Raw genomic sequence first — 25,501 nt, 5'->3', positions numbered from 1 at the left:
GTATTATCCCGCTATGTCGGACAACGCCGCGCGCAGGGCGGCGGCGCCGGTGAAGCGCACGCCGGTCATTCCCGCGCGCTGCGCGCCCTCGACGTTCTCCTGGCGGTCGTCGATGAAGACGATCTGCGCGGGGTCGGCGTCGAGCGCCCTGGCCATCTCGTCGTAGATCTTCCTGTCGGGTTTGACCAGGCCCATCCTGGCGCTGTAGAAGCGGTGGCCGATGGCGGCGATCCACGGCAGCTCGTCGATGCCGTCGCCGATGCACACGGGTGCGTTCGACAGCAGCGCCACGTCACGGCCGTCCTCGATCAGCTCGCAGAGGAGGGCGACCGTGCCCTCGTCGGGGTTGGCCCAGCTCGCGACGTCCATGGCGACCAGGCGGGCGAGCTCCGTCGGCGTGACGGGCCTGCCTGTCACCTCCGACCAGTACGCGAGCGGGGTCAGGTCGCCCCGGTCGAAGTCGAGGCGACGCTCCCAGTAGATGCGCTTGAACGCCTCACGGTCGGCGTCCACGGCCAGCGCCATGGCGTCGGCGTCGGACTCGGACTGAGGCAGGGACAGGACACCGCCGTAGTCGAAAACAATCCACGTCATGCGAGAAATGGTCTCAGATGCGGGTCGAGTTGCGGGCAGCCCAGGTACTTCTCCACGGTGTGGAAGTCGATCCAGTCGAGATTGACCAGCTCCTCGACGTCCACGCCGGTGAAGCTGCCGCGCAGGTCGGGCGGGATGGCGGCGATGTCGTCCTTGTCGGCGATGTTCACCCAGCGCGCGACACCCTTGGGGCGTTCGCCCCGGCCGTTGATGGGGGCGGGCAGGAGGCGCTCGAAGACGACGTTGCGCATGCCCAGGGGGCTGCCGAGGGTGACCAGGAGGTCGACGTGGAGGTCGGGGTTGGCCCACAGCGTCTCGTACGCCACCACGCTGCCGAGCGAGTGCGCGATCAGCACTTTGGGGCGGTTGCGCCGGATGACCTCGGCCACGACCTGCCGGCATCTCTCGCGTTTGGCCTGGTCGGTGAGGTAGGCCGCCACCTCGGGCGCGAACAGCTTGGCGAACGCCGCCGACCTGCCGTCCAGTTTGTCGAGCAGCCAGCCGGTGAACGACTTCAGCGCCCCCGTCACGTGCTCGCCCACACCCAGGTTCCTGGCCCAGTCGGCGAGGACCTGCTGCGCCGGGGCCTCCATGGCGGCGCGGGCGGGCCTGGCATCGCCCGGCTCGCCCTCGTGCAGGAGGTGGGAGAAATAGGCGACCTCGCTGAAGTACGCCCTGGTCTCGCCTCCGAGCGCGGTGTGCAGGTAGCGGTCCCACTTGAGCCGCATGACCTCCGCCGCACCGACCTCGGAGTGGCCCGCTTCGAGGTAATAGTTGTACTTGCCGATCCCGTGCACGCCGACGATGACCGCCACCTGGCCTCCCCCATCCCTGATTTTTCGCGCGATAGTGGCATACGCCCCTTGCAAGCGGCCGTCAAATCACGATGAACGGAGGTCTCCCCCGGGATGGAAAAATGCCGTTGCTCCCCGCATACCAGGTCCATATACGGTGACAGTTACCTACGATGACGCTTTGAACAGGAGCCCTGAGCATGCCCGGCCCGCTGATCGTCAACAACTCGGTCGTCATTCCCGACGTCGAGCTCGTCTGGCGTTTCTCACGTTCCTCAGGTCCTGGGGGCCAGGGCGTCAACACCACCGACAGCCGTGTGGAGCTGACCTTCGACGTGAGCGCGACCACGGCGCTGCCGCCCGCGCTCAAGGCCAGGGCCATCGACCGGCTGGGCGCCGCCGTGATCACGATCGCCGCCTCGGAGTACCGCTCCCAACTGCGTAACCGGGAGGCCGCCGAGCACCGCCTCGCCCAGAAGCTGCGCGAGGCCATCGCCCCGCCGCCGAAGCGCCGCCGCCCGACCAAGCCCAGCCGGGGCTCGGTCGAGCGCCGGATCGCGGCCAAGAAGCACCGCTCGGACGTCAAGCGTCTGCGCCGCGACCCTTAGGGCAGGTCACAGAGACAGGGCGGGCTCCATCACCTTGGCCGTGCAGAGCTGGGCGATCACCGCGCGTACCTGGGCGCGCAGGTCGGGGGCCGTCAGGTGGCCGTCCTCGTCGAAATGCGGGCAGGCGGGCGAGATCACCAGTTCCGCCCCCATCACCACGGCCCCGGCCCCGAGGAGTTGTTTGTACAGCTCCGCCTGGGCCCACATGGCGCCGCAGGCCCGCGCGCTCGCGCTCATCACCGCGACGTGCTTGCCCGACAGCCCGTCGCGCGCCGCCATCCAGTCCAGCGCGTACGACAGCTCCGCCGGCAGCAGGCTGTGCTCCGGCGCCGTCAGCAGCACCGCGTCGCCGCCCGCGACGAGCCCGATCAGCTCGCGTGCCGACGCGGGGACGGACCCGGGAACGTAGGGCGGGATGTCGCGCAGCCCCGGCCACACCTCGAAGCCAACACCATCGGGCAATTCGCCGCCCGCTGCTTCCAGCAGCCTGTTGATGAAGGACCCCTTGTGGAGGCTTGCGGCAATCCCGATGATTTTCACCCTCTGCTCCCAAGGGGTTCCGGTAATAACCAGAACCTGCCCGATGCCGCGGATGTCCAAGACCAGCTCCCGGTCAAGAGGCACACTGGGCTTTGCCGGGATATATGGTGATCCGTCCCATCCGAGGGCGGAGCGCTAATCCCGGGTGCGGCGGAAGATGAGGGCGAGCACGCGCAGCACCAGGATCGAGGCGATCACCAGCAGGTTGTAGCCGATGAGCTGGAACAGCGACGTGGACCCCAGCACCAGGGGGCCGCCCTCCGTGCCGAGCAACATGACCGCCATCACCCCCGCCGTGGCGCCCAGCACCGTGAGCAGCACCTGGTGGAGCAGGCCCGTCACGAAGCGGCGGTCGCGGTCGTCGGCCAGCAGCCGCACGTTCATGGCGAACCGTCCGTGTTCCGCCGCGCTGGCGATGCGCTCGACGCGGCGGGGCAGGCGGCGCAGCATCGGCAGCAGCGCGGCCAGCTCGTGGGTGACGCTCTCCTTGACCGTGGCGGGGCCCACCTGTTCGGCCAGGTAGCGGCCGGCGAACGCGCGGGCCTCGCCGATCAGGTTGAAGCCGGGCGACAGGCGCACCAGCGTGCCCTCCAGCGTGGCCAGCGCCCGGAACACGGCCGCCACCTCGGGCGGGATCGACAGCCCGTACACAGACACGATCTTGAACAGGTCGGTGAAGAGCTGGACGCTGTCCATGCCCGGCGCCAGGTGCTTGGCCATGAACTGCCCGAGCGCCCGCTCCAGGGCGGCCTCGTCGATGTCCTCGGGCCTGGGCACCACTTCGAGCAGCGCGTCGGTGACGCCCAGCGGGTCCTGCCTGTTCATGGCGAGCAGGAAACGCTGCAGCGCCGAGCGGATGGAGGCGTCGAGCCGTCCGACGGAGCCGAAGTCGAGCAGGCCGAGCGTGCCGTCGTCGAGCAGCATGAGGTTGCCGGGGTGGGGGTCGGCGTGGAAGACGCCTTCGACGAGGATCTGCCGCAGCAGGCAGTCGAGCAGGTCGCGGGCCAGTTGCGGGCCCTGCTCCCGGGTGGCCGCGGTGACGGGCTTGCCCCGCAGGCGCTGCATGACCAGGACGCGTTCGGTGCACAGGGCGCCGAACGGGACGGGATAGGTGACGCAGGCCCCGTCGAAGGCGGCGACGGCGGCCATGTTGGCGGCCTCGACGCGGAAGTCGAGCTCCTCGCGGATCGCCGCCGCGAACCCCTCCGCCAGGTCGCGCAGCCCGAGCGAGCGCCCCCACCGGGTCCTGGCCTCCAGCGTGGCCGCCAGCCGCCGAACGATGTCGAGGTCCTTGGCCACGACCACCGCGATGCCGGGCCGCTGGACCTTGACCACGACGCTCTCACCGGTGTGCAGGCGGGCGAGGTGGACCTGCCCGATGGAGGCGGCGGCCAGGGGCGTCCTGCCGAACTCGGCGAAGACGTCCTCCACCGGACCGCCCAGCTCCCGCGTCAGCACCGGCTCGATCTGCTCCCACGGGGCGGGGGCGACCTGGTCCTGCAGGCGTCCGAGCTCCTCGACGAACTCGGCGGGCAGCAGGTCGCGCCGGGTCGACAGGACCTGGCCGAGCTTGACGAACGTGACCCCGCCGTCGTCCAGCGCCGCGCGCAGCGACCGGGCCAGGCGCACCTGGCCGGAGCGGTCCTCCAGGCGCTCGCCCCGGCCGCGCAGGTAGGGGCCGAGGCCGTGCTTGATGGCGATCCTGGTGATCTGCGAGTAGCGCCTGGCACGGGAGACGCGGCCGCGTACGGACCGCAGGAGCTCCAGGGGGCCCGGCACCGAACCCGGCGGCACCAGCGCCTCCGCCAGCACCAGGAGGACCATGGGGATGAGCACCATGCACATGACGACCAGGAGCAGCACCCCCAGCGCGGCCCCGAGGGGCGGCTCCGCGCCGTTCAGCAGGCCCAGCGAGCCCAGGATCGGCTCCAGCATCGGCTGCGCCATCCCCCATGCCAGCACCACGGCCAGGAACGTGCGCAGCGGGCCGAACCTGACGTCCAGCAGGCGCTGCGCCACCACGGCCAGCAGGATGATCATCACCAGGGTGGCGAAGGCGACGAGCAGCAGGGTGGGGAGATCCATGGGGCAGCATCATTCCACGGTGACGGCCGCCCCTGACCGCGCTCGGGTGAGCGGACAGCTCATCGCCGTCTGCCGCTCACCTCAAAGACAACTCGCTATCCCACCAGGCCCCTTTTGCGGCTTTACGACGGCCGGTGGGTTACCGGCGGGCGGCGGCGCGGGCGCGGCGCTCGTCCCTGCGCTCCACGAACCGAGCGGCCGTGACCTCCGCCTTGGCCAGGAACTGGCCAAGCTCTTCCCGCGCCTTCTCCCCTTCGGCGTCCAGCCCCGTCTTGTCGAACACCGCCCACTGCCGCAGCACCGGCATCAGCACGTCGTCCAGGTGGAGCCGCAGGTCGTAGATGCCCTCGTTGGCGATGATCATGGCCTTGCGGGCGAAGCCCTGCATGCCCTGCCCCGGCATCTGGAAGGTCGTGACCACATCGGTGACCGAGCGCATGGTCTGGCTGGGGTCGAGCTCGAAGGCCGCCTTGAGCAGGTTGCGGTAGAAGAGCATGTGCAGGTTCTCGTCGGCGGCGATCCTGGCGAGCAGCCGCTCGCAGCCCTCGTCGCCGGAGGCCCTGCCGGTGTTGCGGTGCGCGATGCGGGTGGCCAGTTCCTGGAAGGAGACGTAGGCGAGCTGCTGGAGCATGGTGCCGTACTCGGTGGCGAAGCCGTGCTCCATGTGGCTCATCCGGGCGCGCTCCAGGGCGACCGGGTCGACGGCGCGGGTGACGGTCAGGTAGTCGCGCAGCGCCGTGCCGTGCCGGTCCTCCTCGGCCGTCCAGCGGTGCACCCAGGTGCCCCAGGCGCCGTCGCGGCCGAACGTGCTGGCGATCTCGTGGTGGTAGCTGGGCAGGTTGTCCTCGGTCAGGAGATTCACGATGAGCGAGACGCGGGCGGCCTCGGGGATCTTCGAGTCGCCCTCCTGCCAGGCCTGACCCCCGTAGATGCCGTCGAAGTCGCGGCCCTCGCTCCACGGGATGTACTCGTGCGGGAACCACTCTTTGGCCACCTTCTCGTGGCGGTCGAGCTCCACGGCCACGACAGGCTCGAGCTCGTGCAGCAGCTCCGTCTGAGTCATCGCCATAAAAGATCTTCTCCTTCAGGTTACGGTACCGTAGGTTAGGCTACCCGAAGGACATACTGGTCAAATAGGGTGGCCATATGCGACCCAGCGTCCGCGGCGTCCTGCTCGATCACGACGAACGGCTGGTGCTGTTCAGGCGCACGGTGCCTGGACGCGACGTCTACTGGTCGGTGCCCGGCGGGCACGTCGAGCCGCAGGATACGTCCCTGGAGCAGACCCTGCACCGCGAGTTGCTCGAGGAGCTGGGCGCGACCGTCTTCGCCGTGACGCCGCTGACCGTCGTGTCGTATCCGCTTGAGGGCGGGGTCAAGACACAGCACGTGTACGGTTGCCGCCTGGTGTCGATGGATCCGGAGCTGCGGTACGGGCCGGAGTTCGAGGACCCGTCGCGCGGGGTGTACGAGGTGGAGCGGGTGTCGCTGGAAGAGACGGAGATCACCTCCAGGCGACTGCTCCCCGAGGCGGTGGCGGAGTACCTGTCGGCCAACATCGCGGCCCTCCCCAGCCTCATCACGCCACCCCGCTGACACCCATCCTTACGTTTCACGCCTCGACCGCCTTCATCAGCCGGTCGAGCTTGATGCCGAGGTCCAGCAGTTCGGACCGGAAGCAGCCGAACCCGTCGGCCAGCTCGGACCGGATGGCGGCGACCCCCTCGGCCGTCTCCGCCTGGACGTCCACGGCCTCCTCCTCGGAGGGCGGGGCGCTCACCGCCCTGCGAACACCGGCGACCTCGACCTCGACGGCGTCGAACTGCTCGTTCATCTCGGCCCGGGCGGTCGCGAACCCGGCCTCCAACGTGGTCAGCGCCGATTCCAGGCGCCTGGTCCGATCGTCGATCTCGCGCAGGAGATCGGCCTGCCGATCGGTCCGCAGACGCGCCTCCAGACCTTCTACACGGAGCTTCAAGTCGAGAATCTCCGCCCGCACGTCCACGCATGACCGCCTTTGCGCTGGTTGGAAGGGGTAAACAGCCGCATTCGATTCTGTCATCACCCGGTCGCGCTGAGTGAGGCGAACGTGCGGATCGGCCGCAAGAGTTTCTCAGCGCCGGTCCTCGATCTCCCACAGGTGGTCGATGACGTGCCAGGCGATGCGCCGCAGCGCGTAGCGGGGCGGCCAGCCGGTGGTCTGCGGCGGCTCCCAGGGGCGGGCGAGGACCTCGGCGAGCTCGGCCCGCATCGCGTCCCGGTCCTCTTCGGACTTGTACGGCCTGTGCCGGACGTCCACCTTCCTGGCGAAGGCGCGCTCGGCCTCCACCACGTGGTCGACGATCCTGCTCAGGTCCCGCCCGCCGCCGCGCGGCCCCTTGCGGAGGTCTTCCGGCGAGGCGGCGGCGACCTCGTCGAACAGGGCCCAGGCGGCCCGCAGCAGGGCCACGCCCCGTTCGGCCTCCTGCGACGTCAGGGGCTCCTGGTCCAGGTCCGGCACGGCGTACGGGACGCCGAAGTCGGTCACGTCACTGCCGGGGACCCGCGCCACCACCACCGGCTCTCCCGGCTCGAACTCCAGCCCGGCCCGGGAGGCGACCACCCGGTAGCGGGTCGTGTACTCCATGAGCCGGTCCACGGCCTCCTCCTCGGTCCGCGCGATCCGGCACCAGCCGGGCCACTCGATCGAGCAGGCGAACACCTTCTTCTGGCCGGTCTCCAGGTAAATGCGGGTCATGACACGCAACCCTGCCAGTGGTACCTGTCAGAACCCGTCAGGTTGCCTCAGGGGTCAGATCATGTCGATGAGGTCGGCGACCGAGTCGACGACCAGGGAGGGGCGGTAGGGGAAGCGGTCGACCTGGTCGCGCTGGGTGACACCGGTGAGGACGAGGATCGTGAACAGCCCGGCCTCCATCCCCGAGACCACATCGGTGTCCATGCGGTCGCCGATCATCGCGGTGGTCTCGCTGTGCCCCTCGATCTCGTTCAGCGCGCTGCGCATCATGCGGGGGTTGGGCTTGCCGACGAAGTACGGCTCCACGCCGGTGGCCTTGGTGATGAGGGCGGCGACGGCGCCGCAGGCCGGAAGGGAACCTTCGGTGGAGGGCCCGATGGGGTCGGGATTGGTGGCGATGAAGCGGGCCCCGCCCTCGATGAGGCGGATGGCGCGGGTGATCTGGGTGAAGCTGTAGGTGCGGGTCTCGCCGAGCACGACGTAGTCGGGGTCGAGGTCGGTCAGGACGTAGCCGACCTCGTGCAGCGCCGTCGTCAGGCCGGCCTCGCCGATCACGTACGCCGAGCCGCCCGGCCGCTGGTCGTCGAGGAACTGGGCGGTGGCCAGGGCGGAGGTCCAGATGGAGGCGGGGGGCACGTCGAGGCCCGCGCCCGCCAGGCGCACCGACAGGTCGCGCGGGGTGTAGATGGAGTTGTTGGTCAGGACCCTGAACTTCTTGCCCGACTCGCTGAGGCGCTTGATGAACTCGTCGGCCCCCGGGACCGGACGGCCCTCGTGGACGAGGACGCCGTCCATGTCGGACAACCAGGAGTCGATCTGCCTGCGCTGTGTCACCTGGCCATCCTAGCGAGCGCGCCTTGTCGACATCCTTCCTGCTACGTGAACAATGTTCTTCATGTCGTTCACTGAATCCGCGCAGGACATGCGAGACGAACTCCTTCAGCTCCGACATTCGTTGCATACCACCCCAGAGCTGGGCCTTCACCTGCCGCGCACCCAGGAGAAGGTGCTCGCGGCGCTCGACGGGCTGCCGCTGGAGATCAAGACGGGCGCGGCGCTCAGCTCCGTCACGGCGGTGCTGCGGGGCGGCAGGCCGGGCCCGGCCGTGCTGCTGCGCGGGGACATGGACGCGCTACCGGTGACGGAGAAGAACGACCTGCCGTACGTGTCGCAGCTTCCCGGCCAGATGCACGCGTGCGGGCACGATCTGCACACCACGATGCTGGTGGGGGCGGCGCGGCTGCTGAGCGCGCGGCGCGAGGAGCTGGCGGGCGATGTGGTGTTCATGTTCCAGCCGGGAGAGGAGGGGCATGACGGCGCCAAGCACATGATCGCCGAGGGCGTGCTCGAGGCGGCGGGCTCGCGGCCCGTGGCGGCCTACGGGATGCACGTGGTCTCCTCGATGTTGCCGCCGGGCCTGTTCGCGTCCCGGCCGGGGCCGATCATGGCGGCGGCGGACGTGTTCTGCGTGACGGTGAAGGGGCGCGGCGGGCACGGTTCGAGCCCGCACAGGGCGCTGGACCCGATCCAGGCGGGCTGCGAGATGGTGACGGCGTTGCAGACGATGGTGACCAGGACGTTCGACGTGTTCGACCCGGTCGTGGTGACGGTCGGCAGCTTCCACGGCGGATCGGCCGACAACGTGATCCCGGACGAGGCGCGCTTCGAGGCCACGGTGCGCACCTTCAGCAAGGACAACAGGACGCTGGTCAAGCGGCGACTGGTGGAGGTGGTGCGGGGCGTCGCGGCCGCCCACGGGCTGGAGGTCGACGCCTCGTTCGGCATGGGCTATCCGGTGACCGTCAACGACGACGGCGAGGCGGCGTTCGTGGGCAGGACGGCCGACGAGCTGTTCGGGCCCGGCCGCTACTTCGTCTCACCGCAGCCGATCATGGGCTCGGAGGACTTCTCGTACGTGCTGGAGGAGGTGCCGGGCGCGTTCGTCTTCCTGGGGGCCTGCCCGCCCGGGCGCGACCCGGCCACGGCGCCCTACAACCACTCGCCCGAGGCCGTCTTCGACGACTCCGTTCTGCCCGACGGGGCGGCGCTGTACGCCTCGCTGGCCCACGCAAGGCTGTCCTGACATGAAGGCGTGGGTGGTGGAGCGGCCGGGGCCGATGGCGTCCAGGCCGCTGGCGCTGGTCGAGCGGGACGTGCCGGAGCCCGGCCCCGGCGAGGTGCTGGTGCGCGTGGAGGCGTGCGGCGTGTGCAGGACCGACCTGCACCTGGCGGAGGGCGACCTGCCGCCGCGCAGGCCCCGCACCACGCCGGGTCACCAGGTGGTGGGGCGTGTCGAGGGCACCGGCGAGCGGGTGGGCGTGGCCTGGCTCCGCTCCACCTGCGGCAGGTGCGCGTACTGCGTTCGGGGCGCGGAGAACCTCTGCCCCGACTCGACCTACACCGGCTGGGACGCCGACGGCGGGTTCGCCGACTATCTCACCGCCCGCGCCGACTACGTCTATCCGCTGCCCGACGACGTCCCGGCCGAGCGGCTGGCGCCGCTGCTGTGCGCGGGGATCATCGGGTTCCGCGCGCTGAGCCGCTGTGATCTGCCGCAGGGTGGCCGGCTGGGGATCTACGGGTTCGGCGCCTCGGCCCATCTGACCGCGCAGGCCGCCATCGCCCAGGGCGCGGTCGTGCACGCGGTCACCAGGTCCGCCGCCTCCAGGCGGCTGGCGCTGGAGCTGGGGGCGGCCTCGGCAGGCGACAGGCCGCCTGAGCCGCTGGAGGCGGCGATTCTGTTCGCGCCCGTGGGCGATCTGGTGCCACCCGCGCTCGAAGCACTCGACAGGGGAGGTACGCTGGCAATCGCCGGGATCCATCTGACGGATATTCCGGCGCTCGACTACGAGCGGTATTTGTTCCAGGAGCGCACGCTACGCAGCGTAACCGCCAACACAAGGGCGGACGGGCAGGCGTATCTGGAACTGGCGCTGGCGCACCCGCCGCGCGTGCGAACGACGCTCTACCCCTTCGAGGAAGCGGGCCGCGCGCTCGCCGATCTTGCGGAAGACCAGGTCAACGGGGCCGCGGTCCTGGTAAAGACCTGACCGGACACTTGATGGCGCTTAGCACCACTCCATACACTCATGAAGGAAAGTTACATTAGCCTCACAACCACTGGAGATTATTGACGCCCGTCTGGCCTGATCGTAATGTCCGGTCAATCCCTAGAGACATCCCCCGGAGCGGCAAATGAAGCGACTGGCAGCGGTAGTGGCGTTGCTGGGCCTTGCCACCGCGACTGCGGCGTGCAGCGGTGGTTCCACCAACAAGTCCGGCTCGGGCGGCGGTGGCGGCGGGCTCTTCACCACGATCGACGTCAACAGGCCCGGCCTCGAGGCATCGGCGCCGGCCAACCCGTACAACCCCAAGGGCAATTCGTTCCCTGGGTACACCTCGATGAAGCTCGGCTGGGTCAAGAACCACCTCACCGACCCGAACCAGGCTCTCCCCGGCATCGCGGCAAGCTGGGAGATCGCCCCTGACAACTCGGCCATCACGCTGAAACTGCAGCCGAACGCCAAGTGGTCCGACGGCAAGCCTGTCACCGCCGACGACGTCAAGATGTCCATCGGCATCGCCTACACGCAGGGCAGCACGGCCTTTTCCGTGACGCCCGGCGCGGCAGGCGCGGCCGCCGAGGTCACGGTCGTCGACCCGCAGACCGTCAAGATCACCCAGGACATGGCCAACCCCAGTCCGAAGTTCGCCCGCGGAGTGCTGGACACCACCGTCCTGCCCTCCCACGTGTGGAGCAGCGTGCTGCCCGCCGACTTCTGGGACAAGCTCAAGGCCGCCCGAGGCGAGGGCGCCGAGGCCGACAAGGCCCGCGAGGAGATCACGGGGCTGGGCGAGAAGGTCATCGCCTTCGCGCCGCCCAAGGACACCTCCGCCGGCCCGTTCGTGCTGGAGCGGGTCAACCCCTCCGAAGCGCTGCTGGTCAAGAACAAGTACTTCTACAACGCCGGCAACGTCGCGCCGGCGCAGGTGAAGTTCCTCAACTACACCGGCAACGAGCAGATCTGGAACTACCTGACCCAGGGCAAGCTCGACCACGCCGGCTTCACCGCCGCTCCGACGGACGTGATGAACCGGATCAAGGCGACCGCGGGCAACGAGGTCATCAAGGGCTACTCGCCGGTGGCCGTGAGCATGGCCTTCAACCAGTCCAAGAAGCCCTACGACAACGTCCACGTGCGCAGGGGCCTGGCCTACCTGATCGACCGCGCCCAGGTCACCAAGGTCGCCTCGCCCGAGGGCGGCACTCCCGCCGTCACCACCAGCGGCATCCACCAGAAGGCCGCGCAGGCCTGGATCCCGGACACGCTGCCCAAGCTGGAGCCGTACCAGGCCGACCCGGCCAAGGCCGAGGCGGAGTTCAAGCAGGCCGGCCTGACCAAGAAGGACGGCAAGTGGACGCTGGCCGACGGGACGCCGTGGAAGGTGTCCATGCACGCGCCGTCCGGCTTCTCCGACTGGCTGTCAGCCCAGGAGAACATCAAGAGCCAGCTCGGCAAGGCCGGTGTGGACGCCGAGGTCGTCACGACCGCCGACTACCCGCTCTACCTGACGGAGCTGGCGGCCGGCAAGTACGACGTCGGCTTCTGGCTGACGGCGCTCGGCCCCGCGCCGTACGACATCTTCCAGCGCCTCTACGGCGCCTCCAACGGCTGGAGCAACGTCGCCGGCAAGGTGACCCACGCCGCGCCCGGCAAGAGCGGCAACTGGATGGGCGGCCCCGAGGAGATCGAGGTCGACGGCGCCAAGATCAACCCCGGTGAGCTCACCGGCAAGCTGAACTCGGCCGACGAGGAGCAGGCCAAGCCGATCATGGCTCAGCTCGCCAAGGCCGCCAACCAGGACCTTCCGGTCATCCAGCTCTGGGATTACGTCAACGCCCAGTTCGTCAACAACAGCCGATTCACCGGCTGGCCACACGATGACGAGATTCTCCGTATGGGCACCGGTGTGCTCCCCTCCGGCGTGTGGATCCAGCAAGGTCTGATCAAGGCGAAGCAGTAGCCTATGACGCTCATCGCTCGACGACTCGCGGGCCACCTGGCCCGCGGTTTCGTCATGATCCTCGTAGTCGCGACGATCAGCTTCTTCATCGTCAACAACATCCCCGGCGACCCCATGGCCGCCAGGTACGAGAAGCTGATCGAGGGAGGCATGGCGCCGGAGGCGGCCAAACAGGCCGTGAAGGTGCTCTACGGCTTCCAGCCGGACGGCTCGCTCTGGCAGCAGTACACCGACTTCATCGGCGGACTGCTCCACTTCGACCTCGGCGTCTCGGTCACCAGGCCCGGCACCCCGGTGCTCGACGTGCTGACCGACGCCGCCAAGTGGACCGTTCTACCGGTGCTGGCCGGCACGTTGCTCAGCTTCCTCGTCGGGATCATCCTCGGCGTGTACGCGGCGATCAAGCGCACCGGCAAGCTCGGTGACGCCCTGGCCATCTCCGGCTCGCTGCTGCACGGCATCCCGCAGTACGTGCTGGCGATGCTGCTCGTGGTGATCTTCGCGACGCTCATCCCGATCCTGCCCCCGGCCGGATCGGTGGACATCCTGTTCGAACCGGGCTTCAACGCCGGCTACATCGGCTCGCTCGTCCAGCACGCCATCCTGCCGGTCGCCACGTACGCGCTGTCGGCCTACGGCGGCTGGATCCTGGCGATGAAGTCGAGCGTGGTGACCGTGCTGGGCGACGACTTCATCCTGGCCGCCGAACTGCGCGGCATGAAGCGCTCGATCGTCTTCCGCTACATCGCGCGCAACGCGATCCTGCCGCTGTTCACGATGCTGGCCCTGTCGCTAGGCCTGCTGCTCGGCGGCGCGGTCTTCATCGAGAAGATCTTCAACTACCCCGGTCTCGGCTGGCTGCTCATCAGCAGCGTCCAGGACCGCGACTACGCGCTGATGAACGGCGCCTTCCTGTTGATCACCGCGGGGACCATCGTCGCGAACATCGTGGCCGACCTGTTCTACACGGTCATCGACCCACGGGTGCGCGCCGGAGAGGAGGCCGGATGAGCGCCACGCTCGTACCCGAGACGGGCTCGGCGTCCGCGACCATGCGGCGCAACTTCTGGCGCGGCGTGTGGCGGGTCATGCGGCGCAAGCCGAGCCGGATGGCCGGGGTGGTCATCATCGTCGGCTTCGCCTTCATGGGCCTGTTCGGGTCGCTGTTCTACCCCGACCCGCTGCCCGACAACCCGGCCGCCATCATCCAGCCGCCGAGCTGGGAGCACTGGTTCGGCACCGATCCGCAGGGCAGGGACGTGCTGGCGCTGGTCGTCACCGGCTCGCGCTACGTGCTGCTCACCGCCACGGTGACCGCGATCATCACGGTCGTCGTCGGCACCTCCATCGGCCTGTTCTCCGGCTTCAGGCGGGGCCGCTGGGACACCGTGCTCATGCGGCTCACCGACATGAAGCTGACCATCCCCGGCCTGCCGCTGCTGCTGGTGCTGGCCACGGTGTGGAAGTTCGGCAGCCCGCTGCAGATGGGGCTGGTGCTGGGCCTGCTCGGCTGGGGCGGCGTGGCGCGGGCCGTGCGCTCGCAGACGCTGTCGCTGCGCGAGCGCGGCTTCATCGAGGCGGCGCGCGGGCTGGGCCTGTCGACGACGCACATCATCGGCAAGGAACTGCTGCCGAGCATGGCGCCCTACATCGCGATGAACATGCTCATCGCGGTCACCGGGGCCGTCTACTCGCAGGTCGGCCTGTTCTTCCTGGGCGTGCTGCCGTACGAGTCGGACAACTGGGGCGTCATGCTCAACCTGGCGGTGTTCCAGGCGGGCGCGATGATCACGCCGACCGCGCTCGGCTACCTGCTGGCGCCGCTGCTGGCGATCCTGCTGCTGACGCTCGGCATCGTGCTCGTGGTGGACGCCATGGACGAGATCTTCAACCCCCGGCTGCGCGAGGAGTAGGCAAGTGGCTCAACAGGCGCCGGGAGTGCGCATCGACGGCCTGACGGTCGTCTACAAGACCCCCGCGGGCGAGCTGCCGGCCGTCCGCGACGTCAGGCTGACGCTGGAGCCCGGCTCCATCACCGGCATCGTCGGCGAGTCCGGCTCCGGCAAGTCCACGCTGGCGCTGTCGCTGCTGAACGCCGTCCAGCCGCCGGGCAGGATCGCGGCGGGCAGCGTCGACATCGACGGGCTCGGCGACGTGGTGGCGCTGAAGGGCGAGCACCTGCGCAAGGCCCGCGGCAAGCACGTCGGGTACGTCTTCCAGGCCGCCCAGAACTCCCTCAACCCGCTCAAGACGGTCGGCAAGCAATTGCTCGACCTGGGCCGCTCGCACGGCGTGGAGGACCTGCGCGGCTTGGTGCGCGAGGCCAAGGAGCTGCTGGGCCGGATGGGCCTGGACGGGGCCAGGGTGCTCGACTCGCACCAGCACGAGCTGTCCGGCGGCATGCGCCAGCGGGTCGGCATCATGCTGGCGCTGGTGCTCAACGCCCACCTGGTGGTGCTGGACGAGCCCACGACCGCGCTCGACATGATCACCCAGTCGAACATCCTGAAGATCATCCGCGAGGTCCACGCCGAACGCGGGCTGACCACCCTGGTCATCACCCACGACATCGGCGTGGTCGCCGAGGTCGCCGACCGCCTGGCCGTCATGTACGGCGGCCGCCTGGTCGAGCAGGGCCCGACCAGGCAGGTGCTCGGCGCGCCCCGCCACCCCTACACCAAGGGCCTGATCAGGGCGATCCCCCGGCTCACCGGCGACATCGACGAGGCCCAGGCGCTGCCGGGCCGGCCGCCGACGCTGGTGACCGTGCCGAAGGAGGGCTGCGTGTTCCGTGAACGCTGCGCGCTGCGCATGGACGTGTGCGACACCGTGGACCCGGAGGCCCATGTCGATCAGGGCGCCGACGGGTCCAGGATCGTGGCCTGCCACGCCGTGACCGTGAAGGAGCACGCATGATCACCGGAACCGGCGTCGTCAAGACGTTCAAGCAGCGGGGCAAGATGCTCGCCGGCAGGGAGGTGCGGGCGCTGCGCGGCGTGGACTTCTCCATCCCCAAGGGGGGCGCGGCCTCGTTCATCGGCGAGTCCGGCTGCGGCAAGACCACGCTGGGGCGGATCATCGCGGGGCTGGAGACCTACGACGAGGGCGAGATCGTCATCGACGAGGTGCCCATGTCCTCGCTCAAGCCCAAGCGGCGCCAGCCGCACTTCCGCAAGATCCAGATGATCCACCAGGACCCGTACTCGGCCCTGAACCCGACCAGGACCATCCACCAGACGCTGTTCGCCCCGCTGAGCCTGCGGGCCGGGCAGACCGGGCGGTCCAAGGCGTGGATCGAGGAGCGGGCGGCGGAGGTGCTGGCGCTGGTCGGGCTGGACCCGGGCACGGTGCTGTCGCGTTACCCGCACCAGCTCTCCGGCGGCATGCGCCAGCGGGTCGTCATCGCCCGCGCGCTGACCGTGGACCCGGAGATGCTCGTCGCCGACGAGGCCGTCTCCATGATCGACGTGTCGCTGCGGCTGGGCATCCTGGCGCTGCTGAAGGACCTGCGCGAGCGCCTGGGCGTGAGCGTGCTGTTCATCACGCACGACGTGGCCACCGCCCGCTACATCGGCGACGACGGCGACCTGTACGTCATCTACCGGGGCCAGGTCGTCGAACGCGGCCCGGTCGACACCGTCATCGCCGATCCCGTGCACCCCTACACGCAGTCGTTGTTGTCGGCCATCCCCGTGCTGCACGGACTGGAGCAGCCGGGCGAGGAGCCGGTGACGCCGCTGGAGTCGCTGGACGAGAGCCACGCCGACGAGGGCTGCCTGTTCGCCCGCCGCTGCCCGTTCCGGGGCGAGCGGTGCGCGAGCGAGCGGCCGCTGCTGCAGATCACCGAGGGTGTGCCGCAGGAGCACGCCTGCTTCTACCCCGAGCGGCGCAGCGTGATCGCCCGCCCCATGAGCGAGGTGTGATGTCCCAGCCCCCCGTGCGAGCCGCCGATCTCACCCAGGCGCGAGAAGTCGCCGCCGCGGCGCTGACGCTGGACGCCCCGCAGGCCGCCGCGCTGGTCGGGTACCTGTCGCGGCCGCCCGCCGAGCGGCGCTGGACGGCGCTGGCCACCGACGACGGTGTGGTGCTGGCCTCGATGGGCCAGGGCGACACCGGGCACGTCGATCTGCTGGCCGTGCACCCGTCGGCGCAGGGCCGGGGGCAGGGACGCTCGCTGGTGCGCGCGGCCGAGGAGTGGCTGCGCGCGCAGGGCGCCCGGCAGGCGCGCTTCGCCGGCAACCCGCCGTGCTACGCCTGGCCCGGCATCGACGTGCGCTACACCGCCGCCGCGTGCCTGGCGGAGAACCTCGGCTACGAGCGCTACCAGGTCGCCTGGAACATGACGGCCGACCTGGGCGCGGACCTGTCCGTGACCGCCGACCTGGCCCGCCTGGAGCAGGCCGGCGTGCGCGTGGTCGCGGCCGGCGCGGAGCGCGAGCCGGTCGCCGCCTTCGTCCGCGAGCACTGGAACGACAACTGGGCGTGGGAGGCGGCCAACGCCTCCGGGCTGCACTACGCCGAGCGCGACGGTCAGATCCTCGGTTTCGCCGCCTGGGGGGCGCGGCCCGGCTGGTTCGGGCCCACGGGCACCGCGCCGCAGGCCCGCGGCCTCGGTGTGGGCCGCGTGCTGCTGCGCAGGTGCCTGGCCGATCTGCGCGCCTCAGGACAGGACGACGCCGAGATCGGCTGGGTGGGGCCGCTGCGGTTCTACTCGCGCGCGGTCGGCGCGCGAGTGGAACGCGTCTTCTGGCTCTACCGGCGCGAACTGGCGTGATGTCACGCGCCGACTTCGCTCGCCTCGACGTACCGCTAAGGGCGGTCGCCGTAGAGCAGCCGTCCTTCCGGGCGTCCCGGGGGCGGGCACAGGTCGCGGGGGTCCCCGCCGGCCTCCAGGCACCGGGTGAGCGTCCCGGAGCCCCACAGGTGGTCCATGAACAGCTCCGGGCCCGCCCAGCGCAGGTCGTCCGGGTAGAGGACGCGGGCCACGTGCAGCATCGACAGGCCGGTCATGACCGGTCTGAACGCCTCACGGTCGTGCACGTGGAGCTGGACCCCGCGTACGGGGAGGCCCGCATGCTTGTGGAAGGTCGGCGTGAACCAGGTCTCCCTGAAGCGCACGCCCGGCAGGTCGAGCGCGGTCAGCGCGGGCGCGAAGCGCTCGTCCACGTAGGGGGCGCCGACCAGCTCGAACGGCCGGGTCGTGCCTCGTCCCTCGGAGAAGTTCGTGCCCTCGAACAAGCCGGTCCCCGGATAGACCAGCGCGGTGTCCGGGGTCGGCATGTTGACCGACGGCATCACCCACGCAAGGCCGGTCTCGGCGAACGACATGCCGCGCCGCCAGCCCTCCATCTCGACCACGCGCAATTCCACGTCGAACCCGAACAGCGTGGCCAGCTCGCCCACCGTCCTGCCGTGCCTGATCGGCAGCGGGAAGCGGCCCACGAAGCTGGCGTAGGCCGGGTCGAGCACGGGTCCCTCCTGGACGGTCCCGCCGAGCGGGTTGGGCCGGTCGAGCACCACGAACCGCACGCCGAGCCGGGCGGCCGACTCCAGCAGGTCGTACATCGTCCAGACGTAGGTGTAGAACCGGGTGCCCACGTCGGCGATGTCGAACAGGAGGGTGTCCACGCCGGACGCCTCGATCAGCCGGTCGAGCGCCTGGCCGGAGTGCTTGTAGGTGTCGTGCACCGGCAGGCCCGTCCTGGCGTCCACGGCGTCGTTTTCGCCGAAGCTCGCCTGCGCGGTGCCGCGCAGGCCGTGCTCGGGACCGAACAGCGCGGTCAGCGGCACGCCCGCCGCGATCAACGCGTCGGGAGTGGGGGTGAGATCAGGCAGGACTCCGGTCGGGTTCGTGATCAGGCCGAGCCGGACGCCTCCCGCGAGGGTGGGGTCGGCGGCCAGCCGTTCTGCGCCAGTTCGCACGTGTGACATGAACCCATTGTCTGAAAGATATTTACAAGAGTGAAGGATAGGGTGGAAATTAGCGTCATGATCGAGCCACTACCAGAGCTGTCCACCGAGCAGAGCGATCCCCGTTACAGCCAGATCGACCGGCTGCCGACCGCGCAGATCGCCCGCTTGATGAACCAGGCCGACGCCGCCGTGCCCGCCGCCGTGGCGGTGGTCATCCCGGCGATCTCGGAGGCCATCGACGCGATCGCCGCCAGGATGACCCAGGGCGGCCGACTGCTGTACGTCGGCGCCGGCACCTCGGGCCGTCTGGCCGTGCTCGACGCCAGCGAGTGCCCGCCCACGTTCGGCACCGATCCCTCGCTGGTGCAGGGCGTCATCGCCGGTGGCCCCGACGCGCTGACCCGCTCCGTCGAGGGAGCCGAGGACGATCCCGAGGCCGGGGCCGCCGCCATGAAGGACCTGGAGGTGGGAGCGCTCGACTCGGTGGTGGGCGTCTCCGCCAGCGGCCGGGCGCCTTTCGTGCTGGGCGCCCTGAGCGAGGCGACCGGCCGCGGCGCGCTCACCGTCGGCCTGTCGTGCAACGACGACGCGCCGCTGTCGGCGGCGGCCGAGCACGCGATCGAGGTGGTCGTGGGGCCCGAGGTCGTGACCGGCTCGACCAGGTTGAAGGCGGGCACCGCGCAGAAGCTCGTTCTCAACATGATCTCGACCATCTCCATGGTCAAGCTGGGCCGCACGTACGGCAACAAGATGATCGAGATGTCGGCGATGAACAGCAAGCTCGCCGGGCGGGCGGTGCGCATGGTCAGCGACATCACCGGCGCCGACCGGGAGACCGCGGGGGCGGCGCTGAACGCGGCCGACGGCCAGGCGAAGGTCGCCGTCCTGATGATCCAGCACGGGCTCGACGCCGACGGGGCGCGAGCGCTGCTGGAATCGCACGGCGAGCGCCTCAGCGACGCGCTGAGCGGCTGAGCGGGGCCGCCGGGATGAGCTCGGAGACGGACGCGGGTGCCGGGATGGCCGGGCGTCTGGAGGCGCTGCTGCGGGCCGCGGTGCCGCGGGTGTGCCCGGCCGCGGTCGCGCTGATCGCCGTGGACGGCTCCGTCGTCGCCTCCGCCGCGGCGGGCGAGCTCGTCCGCTACGCCGACGCCGAGGGGACCCTGGCCGAGGACCGCCCGCCCGCGGACCGCGACTCGATCTTCGACCTGGCCTCGATCAGCAAGCTGTTCACCACGGCGGTGCTGCTGTCGCTGGCCGAGGAGGGTCGGCTCGGCCTGGACGAGCCGGTGGCCTCCTGGATCCCCGGACGCGACCCGCGCCTGACGCCGCGCCACCTGCTCACCCACACGGCGGGCCTGCCTGCGACCCGCCGCATCGACCTGGAGCTGCCGGACGCGGGACCGGCCGAGCGCATGGCCGAGATGCTGGACACGCCGATCGTCCACCCTGTCGGCGGGCCCTATCTCTACAGCGACGTCGGCATGGTCATGGCGGGCCGGCTGGCCGAGGTGGCCGGCGGCGCGCCGCTCGAGGTCCTGGTGCGCTCCCGGGTGACGGACCGGCTGGGGCTGGCCGACACCGGCTACCGGCCGGAGGCGCTGCCCAGGGTCGCCGCCACGGAGTGGAAGCCGGAGCGCGCTGGGCCGGGCTGCGTGCGGGGCGAGGTGCACGACGAGACGGCGTACGCGCTGGGCGGCGTGGCGGGGCACGCGGGGGTGTTCGCGACGGCCGGGGACCTGCTGGCCTTCGGCGAGGCGCTGCGCACGGGCGGCGGGCCCGTGCTGCACCCGTCGAGCGTGGCGGAGATGGTACGCGACCAGGGCGTGGAGGGCGCCGCCTTCCGCCACGGGCTCGGCGTGCGGATCGGCGACCCGGGCATCGTGGGGCCGCTGGAGGGCGCGTTCGGCCATTCGGGGTTCACGGGGACCTCGCTCGTGGTCGATCCGGTCCGGAGACTGACCGTGGTGCTGCTGACCAACGCCGTGCACCCCGTACGGGGCCGCGACGGCATCCGTGACCTGCGCTGCGCGGTCGCCGGGGAAGCTTTGACACACCTCAATAACGGCGAGTAATTACAAGACCACAAACAGTTTATTGCTCAGTCCAAAACTGTGGGTGAAGATACCTGTGAGGCGGCCGGGAAATCGGGGGCCGCCCCTCGGGTTCCTTTCACCAGAAGGGCCTTGGCGTATGGGTGACCATCCCTCGTCTCATGAGCCGTTACAGCAAAAAGGATTAAGCCAGCGATTCGCTGGAATGGGTAGATTCGGAATTGTTTGGTCGGGGCAGGTCGTCACCCTCGTCGGCAATTCCGTCCTCCGCTTCTCCCTCGTCATTCAGGCCTGGACGGTCGACCATCAGGTCACCCAGGTCGTGGCGCTGTCACTGTGCGCGCTGCTCCCCCAGATGCTGCTGAGCCCCACCGCCGGGGCCATCGTGGACCGCTGCCGCAAACGCACCGCCCTGCAACTGGCCGACCTGGGCGGGCTCGTGGCGGTCGCCGGTCTGGCGGCCGTGTACTTCCTCGGCGACATGCACCTGTGGCAGGTCTACCTCACGGTGGCGCTGCTCGGGGCGGCGGCCGCCTTCCAGTTCCCCGCACTGTCGTCGGCCGTACCGCTGCTGGTCGGCAAGGAGCAACTCCAGCGGGCCAACGGCCTGCTCGCCACCGCCAAGAGCGTCGCCGACGTGGGCGGGCCCGCACTCGCCGGGCTGCTCGTGGTGACCGGCGGGCTCGGCGTGGTGCTCTGGATCGACCTGATCAGCTTCGCCCTGGCGCTGCTGACCATACGGCTGGTGCGCATGGACGCCGACACCGTGAGCGCGACGAGCGAACGCAAGCGACTCGGCGCCGACTCCCTGGAAGGGCTGCGGTACCTGTTCGCCGACCCCAGCCTGCGCGGCCTCACCCTGGTCTTCTTCACCGTCAACCTGGTGATGATGTTCGGCTTCACCATCGTGCAGCCCATGATCCTGGCCAGGACGGGCAGCGACGTCTCCGCGCTGGCCAGTATGAACGCCGGCATCGGCGTCGGCGGCATCACGGGCGGGCTGCTGCTGGCCGCTTGGGGCGGGCCGAAGAACCGGGTGCGCGGCATGATGCTCGGCGTCATCGGCATGTGCGCGAGCGCGCAGATCGTCATGTCCATGGTGAACGGGGTGGTGGCGTGGACGGCGGCCATGCTCATGGGAGCGCTGCTCATGCCGATCGTCAACAGCTCGCTGCAGTCGGTGATCCAGACGAAGGTGCCGAAGGAGCGGCAGGGACGGGTGTTCGGGGCCGTCATGTTCGTCTCGCAGATCTCCTCACCGATCGCCATGGCCTTTTCCGGGCCCCTGGCCGACCATGTCTTCGAACCCCAGGCCGCCGCGGGCACCGGGCTGTCCGGCCTGCTGCGCCCCCTGGTCGGCACCGGCCCCGGCAGCGGCATGGCGGCGATGCTGCTGATCGCCGGCCTGCTGGGCACGGGAGCGGCCCTGTGGGGGCTGGCCCGCCGCGCCATCCGGCACATCGACGTGCTGACGCCCGACCTCGAGAAGCAACCCGCGGGAGGCTGACCATGGACACCAACCCCTTCGAGGACGAGAACGGCTCCTACCAGGTCCTGGTGAACGACGACGGCCAGCATTCGCTCTGGCCGGCCGGCATCGACGTGCCCGCGGGCTGGCAGGTGGCCCTCCAGGCCGCCCCCCGGGCCTCCTGCCTGGCCTACATCGAGACGCACTGGACGGACATGCGGCCCGCGAGCCTCGTACGGGACTGAAGCGATGGACGGGGTTCACGAACTGTTCTCCCTGCAAGCGGCGCGCACGCCCAGCAGGACGGCATTGATCTGCGGCGCGGAGCGGCTGAGCTACGCGGAGCTGGACGCGCGAGCCTCGGAGCGCTCGCGCGAGCTTCGCGAGCTCGGCGTGCCGCCGGGGGGCGTGGTCGGGGTCCGCATGGAACGCGGGATCGACCTGGTCGTCTCGCTCCTGGCCGTGCTCAAATCCGGGGCCGGCTATCTGGTGCTCGACCCGGACTTCCCGCAGGAGCGGCTGCACGCCATGACCGCCGGCGCCCGCGCCTGCGCGGTCCTGTCCGCCGACGGGCTCGTGCGGTTGCCGGACGCGGCCCGGCACGACGGGGTCGCCTGCGTCATGTACACCTCCGGCTCCACCGGCACGCCCAAGGGCGTCGCCGCGCCACACCGGGCGATCACGGCCACGGTCACCGGGCAGGACTACGTGCCGTTCGACGCGGTGTGGCTGCAGTGCTCGCCGGTGTCATGGGACGCCTTCGCGCTGGAGCTGTGGGGGCCGCTGCTGTCCGGTGGGACCTGCGTGCTGCATCCAGGGCAGCGGCCCGACCCGCTGGTGATGGCACGGCTGGTCGCCGAGCACCAGGTGACGAGCATGTACCTGTCCAGCAGTCTCTTCAACGTGATCGTGGACGAGTGCCCCGGCGCGCTCGCCGGCGTGCGCCACCTGATCGTCGGCGGCGAGGCGCTCTCGCCCGCGCACGTGCGGCGGGCCCTGGAACGGCATCCCGGGCTGACGATCAGCAACGGGTACGGGCCGGTCGAGAGCATGATCTTCGTCACCACCCACCCGGTGACCTCGGTGGACGGACCCGTTCCCATCGGCACGCCGCTGCGCGGCAAGCGGGCGCACGTGCTGGACGCCCGGCTGCGGCCTGTCGCGGCCGGGGAGGTCGGGGAGCTGTACGCGGCAGGCGACGGGCTCGCCGCAGGCTATCTCGGGCGGCCGGCGCTGACGGCCGAACGCTTCGTGGCCGACCCCTACGGCGCTCCCGGCGAACGCATGTACCGGACCGGCGACCTGGTCCGGCAGCGGGCCGACGGCTCTCTGGAGTACGTCGGGCGGGCGGACGAGCAGGTCAAGGTCCGGGGGTTCCGGGTCGAACCCGGCGAGGTGACGGAGGTGCTGGCGCGCCACGAATCCGTCGCCAGGTCCGCCGTGGCGCTGCGCGACGGCAGACTCGTCGGCTACGTCGTGCCGCGCGGCGCGCCCCCCGTGGACCGGGTGCTGCGGGACCATGTGGCCGCCTCGTTACCGGACTTCATGGTGCCGTCGGCATTCATGGTGCTGGACGCGCTGCCGCTGACCCCGACGGGCAAGCTGAACCGGGCGGCGCTGCCCACGCCGCTGTACGGGACCGGGCACCCGGGCAACCACCCCGGGCACCCGAACCAGGACAGCTCCTCGCATCCAGACCACACCGGCTCCACGCGCGGCTCCTCGCAGCCGGTCGGCGCCACCGAGAAGCGGCTGTGTGAGCTGTTCGCCGAGGTGCTGAAGGTGCCCTCGGTCGGCGTCCACGACGACTTCTTCGCGCTGGGCGGCGACTCGCTGACGGTGGCCAGGCTACTCAGCAGGGTCCACGCCGAACTGGGCGCGGAGGTCGGCGTCAGGACGCTGTTCGAGTCGCCCACGGTGGCCGGGATAGTGGCGCACGTCGGCGAGCACACCATCAAGGAGAGGCCGGAACCAACCACGGTGGCGGACCGGTTGGAGTCCGTCGCCTTCTTGGAGGGGCCGGAGCCCGTCGCTGAGGCGGATGCGCTGCCGTTGTCGTTCGCTCAGCGTCGCCTGTGGTTTCTCGACCAGGTGAACGCGGGCGTCGCCTACAACATACCCATGCTCGTCCACTTACGTGGCCCTTTGGACGTGGCAGCCCTGCGGGGCGCGCTGGACGACGTGGTGGCCAGGCACGAGCCGCTGCGCACGGTCTTCACCATGCGCGACGGCGAACCGGCACAGCGGGTGCTGCCGCCGGGACCGGCCGGGTTCGAGGTCGTCGAGGTCGCGCCGGACGAGCTGGAGCGCCGGGTCGCCGAGGCCGCCAGGTACCGCTTCGACCTGGCGCGCGAGCTGCCGATCCACTCCGTGCTGTTCGGGACGGGGCCGGAGGAGCACGCGCTGCTGCTGGTCATGCACCACATCGCCACCGACGGGTGGTCGCTGCCGCCGTTCATGCGCGACCTGTCGCACGCCTACCGGGCCAGGCTCGACAACGCACCGGCCGCGTTCCCGCCCCTGCCGATCCGGTACGCGGACTACGCCGTCCGCCAGCGGGAGCGCGCCGAGGCGCGGGCGGCCACGGAGCTGGCCTACTGGCGCGAGACGCTGAAGGGCATGCCCGAGCGGCTGCCGCTGCCGCGCCGGCCCGGACGTGTGGAGGGCGCATCCGACGCGGCGCGCACGGTGGTCAGGCACGTCGGCGCCGACCTGCACGCCCGGCTGGTGGAGCTGGGCAGGCGGCGCGGGGCGACGCTGTTCATGGTTTTGCAGGCGGGCCTGGCGATCGTGCTGCGGCGCGCGGGCGCGGGCGACGACCTGCCCATCGGGGCGCCGGTCGCCGGGCGCTCCACCGGCTCCGTCGAGGACCTCGTCGGGTTCTTCGTGAACCTGCTCGTGCTGCGTACCGACCTGTCGGGCGATCCGTGCGCCGACGAGCTTCTCGCGCGGGTGCGGGAGACTGACCTGGAGGCGTTCTCGCACCAGGACGCGCCGTTCGAGCGGGTCGTGCAGGCGCTCGACCCGGTACGGCGGCCGGGGTGGCATCCGCTCGCGGACGTGGTGCTGGCCCTGCAGAACAACGCGCGGGCCGAGCTGTCGCTGCCCGGCGTGGAGGCCGGGGTCGAGGTGGTCAGGACCGGGGCGGCCCGCTTCGAGCTGCTGGTGGACGTGACCAACGACTACGGTCCGGACGGAAGCCCTGCCGGTATCACGGTGACCGTCGAGTACCGCGCGGAGGCGTTCGACGAGCTCGTCATGGAGTGGCTGGCCGACGCCCTGGTGCGGGCACTGGAGGGGATGGCGGCCGAGCCTGGGACGCGGGTGTCGGCAATCGCCTTACCCGACTTACCCAACATTTCAGTAGATCGAACGGTCGATAGGCCAGGCTCCCCTGGGGGCCATCGCGAGCCGCGTGCCGACCTTGAGCGGCGGATCGCGGCCGTCTGGGCGGACGTGCTCGGCGTCGCCCGGGTCGGGCTCGACGACGGGTTCTTCGCCCTCGGCGGGAACTCGCTGAGCGCCGTACGCGTGGCGGCCCGGCTCGCGGGCCAGGGACTGCCCGCCACCGCCGGGCACCTGTTCTCCGCCCCGACCGTCGCCGAGCTGGCCACCGCCCTGGCCCAGGCCGGGGAACGGCCCGCGCCCGCCATCGCCCGCCTCCCCAGAACCCCCCGGTGAGG

Annotated in this window: 24 protein-coding genes; 15 read left to right on the top strand and 9 right to left on the bottom strand. The window is 70.5% G+C overall.

Features of this window, described 5'->3' with window-relative positions; all coding sequences use genetic code 11:
- Positions 1-3: 3 nt before the first annotated feature.
- Both ACFOY2_RS15780 and ACFOY2_RS15775 read right to left on the bottom strand, forming a co-directional pair.
- A complete protein-coding gene (locus ACFOY2_RS15780) occupies positions 4-594 on the bottom strand; it encodes an HAD family hydrolase (protein WP_379528761.1) in 591 nt (196 codons plus the stop codon).
- Positions 591-1,409, bottom strand: coding sequence for a hypothetical protein (locus ACFOY2_RS15775; protein WP_379528760.1), 819 nt, complete (start codon positions 1,407-1,409; stop codon positions 591-593). Before ACFOY2_RS15775 ends, ACFOY2_RS15780 begins: the two co-directional genes overlap by 4 nt.
- Before the next feature lie 179 nt (positions 1,410-1,588).
- Here ACFOY2_RS15775 and arfB point away from each other — a divergent pair, with 179 nt between their 5' ends.
- Positions 1,589-1,996, top strand: a complete 408-nt coding sequence (gene arfB / locus ACFOY2_RS15770; RefSeq protein WP_379528759.1) for an alternative ribosome rescue aminoacyl-tRNA hydrolase ArfB — start codon at positions 1,589-1,591, stop codon at positions 1,994-1,996.
- A 6-nt stretch (positions 1,997-2,002) separates the two neighbouring features.
- Here arfB and ACFOY2_RS15765 read toward each other — a convergent pair whose 3' ends face one another.
- From ACFOY2_RS15765 to ACFOY2_RS15755, 3 genes are all read right to left on the bottom strand, one after another.
- On the bottom strand, positions 2,003-2,536 hold the full coding sequence (locus ACFOY2_RS15765; RefSeq protein WP_379528758.1) for an NADPH-dependent FMN reductase: 534 nt from the start codon (positions 2,534-2,536) through the stop codon (positions 2,003-2,005).
- Between the two features lie 135 nt (positions 2,537-2,671).
- On the bottom strand, positions 2,672-4,621 hold the full coding sequence (locus ACFOY2_RS15760; RefSeq protein ID WP_379528757.1) for an ABC1 kinase family protein: 1,950 nt from the start codon (positions 4,619-4,621) through the stop codon (positions 2,672-2,674).
- Positions 4,622-4,760: 139 nt separating this feature from the next.
- Positions 4,761-5,690, bottom strand: a complete 930-nt coding sequence (locus ACFOY2_RS15755) for an acyl-ACP desaturase (protein ID WP_379528756.1) — start codon at positions 5,688-5,690, stop codon at positions 4,761-4,763.
- A 77-nt stretch (positions 5,691-5,767) separates the two neighbouring features.
- Here ACFOY2_RS15755 and ACFOY2_RS15750 point away from each other — a divergent pair, with 77 nt between their 5' ends.
- The gene (locus tag ACFOY2_RS15750; protein ID WP_379528755.1) at positions 5,768-6,217 is read left to right on the top strand and encodes an NUDIX domain-containing protein; all 450 of its coding nucleotides are present in this window, start codon (positions 5,768-5,770) and stop codon (positions 6,215-6,217) included.
- 16 nt (positions 6,218-6,233) lie between these two features.
- Here ACFOY2_RS15750 and ACFOY2_RS15745 read toward each other — a convergent pair whose 3' ends face one another.
- From ACFOY2_RS15745 to ACFOY2_RS15735, 3 genes are all read right to left on the bottom strand, one after another.
- The gene (locus ACFOY2_RS15745) at positions 6,234-6,599 is read right to left on the bottom strand and encodes a hypothetical protein (protein WP_379528754.1); all 366 of its coding nucleotides are present in this window, start codon (positions 6,597-6,599) and stop codon (positions 6,234-6,236) included.
- Positions 6,600-6,734: 135 nt separating this feature from the next.
- Positions 6,735-7,358, bottom strand: coding sequence for a hypothetical protein (locus ACFOY2_RS15740; protein ID WP_379528753.1), 624 nt, complete (start codon positions 7,356-7,358; stop codon positions 6,735-6,737).
- 54 nt (positions 7,359-7,412) lie between these two features.
- Positions 7,413-8,153: an HAD-IIA family hydrolase gene (locus ACFOY2_RS15735; protein WP_379529011.1), complete on the bottom strand. Its 741-nt coding sequence runs from the start codon at positions 8,151-8,153 to the stop codon at positions 7,413-7,415.
- 100 nt (positions 8,154-8,253) lie between these two features.
- Here ACFOY2_RS15735 and ACFOY2_RS15730 point away from each other — a divergent pair, with 100 nt between their 5' ends.
- The 8 genes from ACFOY2_RS15730 to ACFOY2_RS15695 all read left to right on the top strand — a co-directional run bounded on the left by ACFOY2_RS15730 (position 8,254) and on the right by ACFOY2_RS15695 (position 17,157).
- The gene (locus ACFOY2_RS15730; protein WP_379528752.1) at positions 8,254-9,441 is read left to right on the top strand and encodes a M20 metallopeptidase family protein; all 1,188 of its coding nucleotides are present in this window, start codon (positions 8,254-8,256) and stop codon (positions 9,439-9,441) included.
- Position 9,442: 1 nt separating this feature from the next.
- The gene (locus ACFOY2_RS15725; protein ID WP_379528751.1) at positions 9,443-10,408 is read left to right on the top strand and encodes a zinc-dependent alcohol dehydrogenase family protein; all 966 of its coding nucleotides are present in this window, start codon (positions 9,443-9,445) and stop codon (positions 10,406-10,408) included.
- Between the two features lie 145 nt (positions 10,409-10,553).
- The gene (locus ACFOY2_RS15720) at positions 10,554-12,383 is read left to right on the top strand and encodes an ABC transporter substrate-binding protein (RefSeq protein ID WP_379528750.1); all 1,830 of its coding nucleotides are present in this window, start codon (positions 10,554-10,556) and stop codon (positions 12,381-12,383) included.
- 3 nt (positions 12,384-12,386) lie between these two features.
- Entirely contained in the window at positions 12,387-13,394 is a 1,008-nt protein-coding gene (locus ACFOY2_RS15715) for an ABC transporter permease (RefSeq protein ID WP_379528749.1), read from the top strand.
- The gene (locus ACFOY2_RS15710; protein WP_379528748.1) at positions 13,391-14,296 is read left to right on the top strand and encodes an ABC transporter permease; all 906 of its coding nucleotides are present in this window, start codon (positions 13,391-13,393) and stop codon (positions 14,294-14,296) included. Before ACFOY2_RS15715 ends, ACFOY2_RS15710 begins: the two co-directional genes overlap by 4 nt.
- A 4-nt stretch (positions 14,297-14,300) precedes the next feature.
- Positions 14,301-15,299: an ABC transporter ATP-binding protein gene (locus ACFOY2_RS15705; protein ID WP_379528747.1), complete on the top strand. Its 999-nt coding sequence runs from the start codon at positions 14,301-14,303 to the stop codon at positions 15,297-15,299.
- Positions 15,296-16,306 carry an ABC transporter ATP-binding protein gene (locus tag ACFOY2_RS15700; protein WP_379528746.1) on the top strand — a complete coding sequence of 337 codons (1,011 nt, stop codon included), beginning with the start codon at positions 15,296-15,298 and terminating at the stop codon, positions 16,304-16,306. The genes ACFOY2_RS15705 and ACFOY2_RS15700 overlap by 4 nt, the downstream gene beginning before the upstream one ends.
- Positions 16,306-17,157: a GNAT family N-acetyltransferase gene (locus tag ACFOY2_RS15695; protein WP_379528745.1), complete on the top strand. Its 852-nt coding sequence runs from the start codon at positions 16,306-16,308 to the stop codon at positions 17,155-17,157. The genes ACFOY2_RS15700 and ACFOY2_RS15695 overlap by 1 nt, the downstream gene beginning before the upstream one ends.
- Positions 17,158-17,192: 35 nt before the next feature.
- Here the strand turns inward: ACFOY2_RS15695 and ACFOY2_RS15690 are convergent, their stop codons facing one another.
- The gene (locus ACFOY2_RS15690) at positions 17,193-18,314 is read right to left on the bottom strand and encodes an exo-beta-N-acetylmuramidase NamZ family protein (protein ID WP_379528744.1); all 1,122 of its coding nucleotides are present in this window, start codon (positions 18,312-18,314) and stop codon (positions 17,193-17,195) included.
- 57 nt (positions 18,315-18,371) lie between these two features.
- On the opposite strand from ACFOY2_RS15690, the gene murQ reads away from it, so the two are divergent.
- From murQ to ACFOY2_RS15665, 5 genes are all read left to right on the top strand, one after another.
- On the top strand, positions 18,372-19,271 hold the full coding sequence (gene murQ, locus ACFOY2_RS15685; RefSeq protein WP_379528743.1) for an N-acetylmuramic acid 6-phosphate etherase: 900 nt from the start codon (positions 18,372-18,374) through the stop codon (positions 19,269-19,271).
- 14 nt (positions 19,272-19,285) lie between these two features.
- Entirely contained in the window at positions 19,286-20,371 is a 1,086-nt protein-coding gene (locus tag ACFOY2_RS15680; protein ID WP_379528742.1) for a serine hydrolase domain-containing protein, read from the top strand.
- Positions 20,372-20,555: 184 nt separating this feature from the next.
- Positions 20,556-21,857, top strand: a complete 1,302-nt coding sequence (locus ACFOY2_RS15675) for an MFS transporter (protein ID WP_379528741.1) — start codon at positions 20,556-20,558, stop codon at positions 21,855-21,857.
- Positions 21,858-21,859: 2 nt separating this feature from the next.
- Entirely contained in the window at positions 21,860-22,063 is a 204-nt protein-coding gene (locus ACFOY2_RS15670; RefSeq protein ID WP_379528740.1) for an MbtH family protein, read from the top strand.
- A 4-nt stretch (positions 22,064-22,067) separates the two neighbouring features.
- The gene (locus ACFOY2_RS15665) at positions 22,068-25,499 is read left to right on the top strand and encodes a condensation domain-containing protein (RefSeq protein ID WP_379528739.1); all 3,432 of its coding nucleotides are present in this window, start codon (positions 22,068-22,070) and stop codon (positions 25,497-25,499) included.
- The last annotated feature ends 2 nt before the right edge of the window (positions 25,500-25,501 follow it).

It is taken from the genome of Nonomuraea purpurea (assembly GCF_042650645.1).
GTDB lineage: Bacteria > Actinomycetota > Actinomycetes > Streptosporangiales > Streptosporangiaceae > Nonomuraea > Nonomuraea purpurea.
This window is presented reverse-complemented; position numbering and strand designations above follow the sequence as displayed.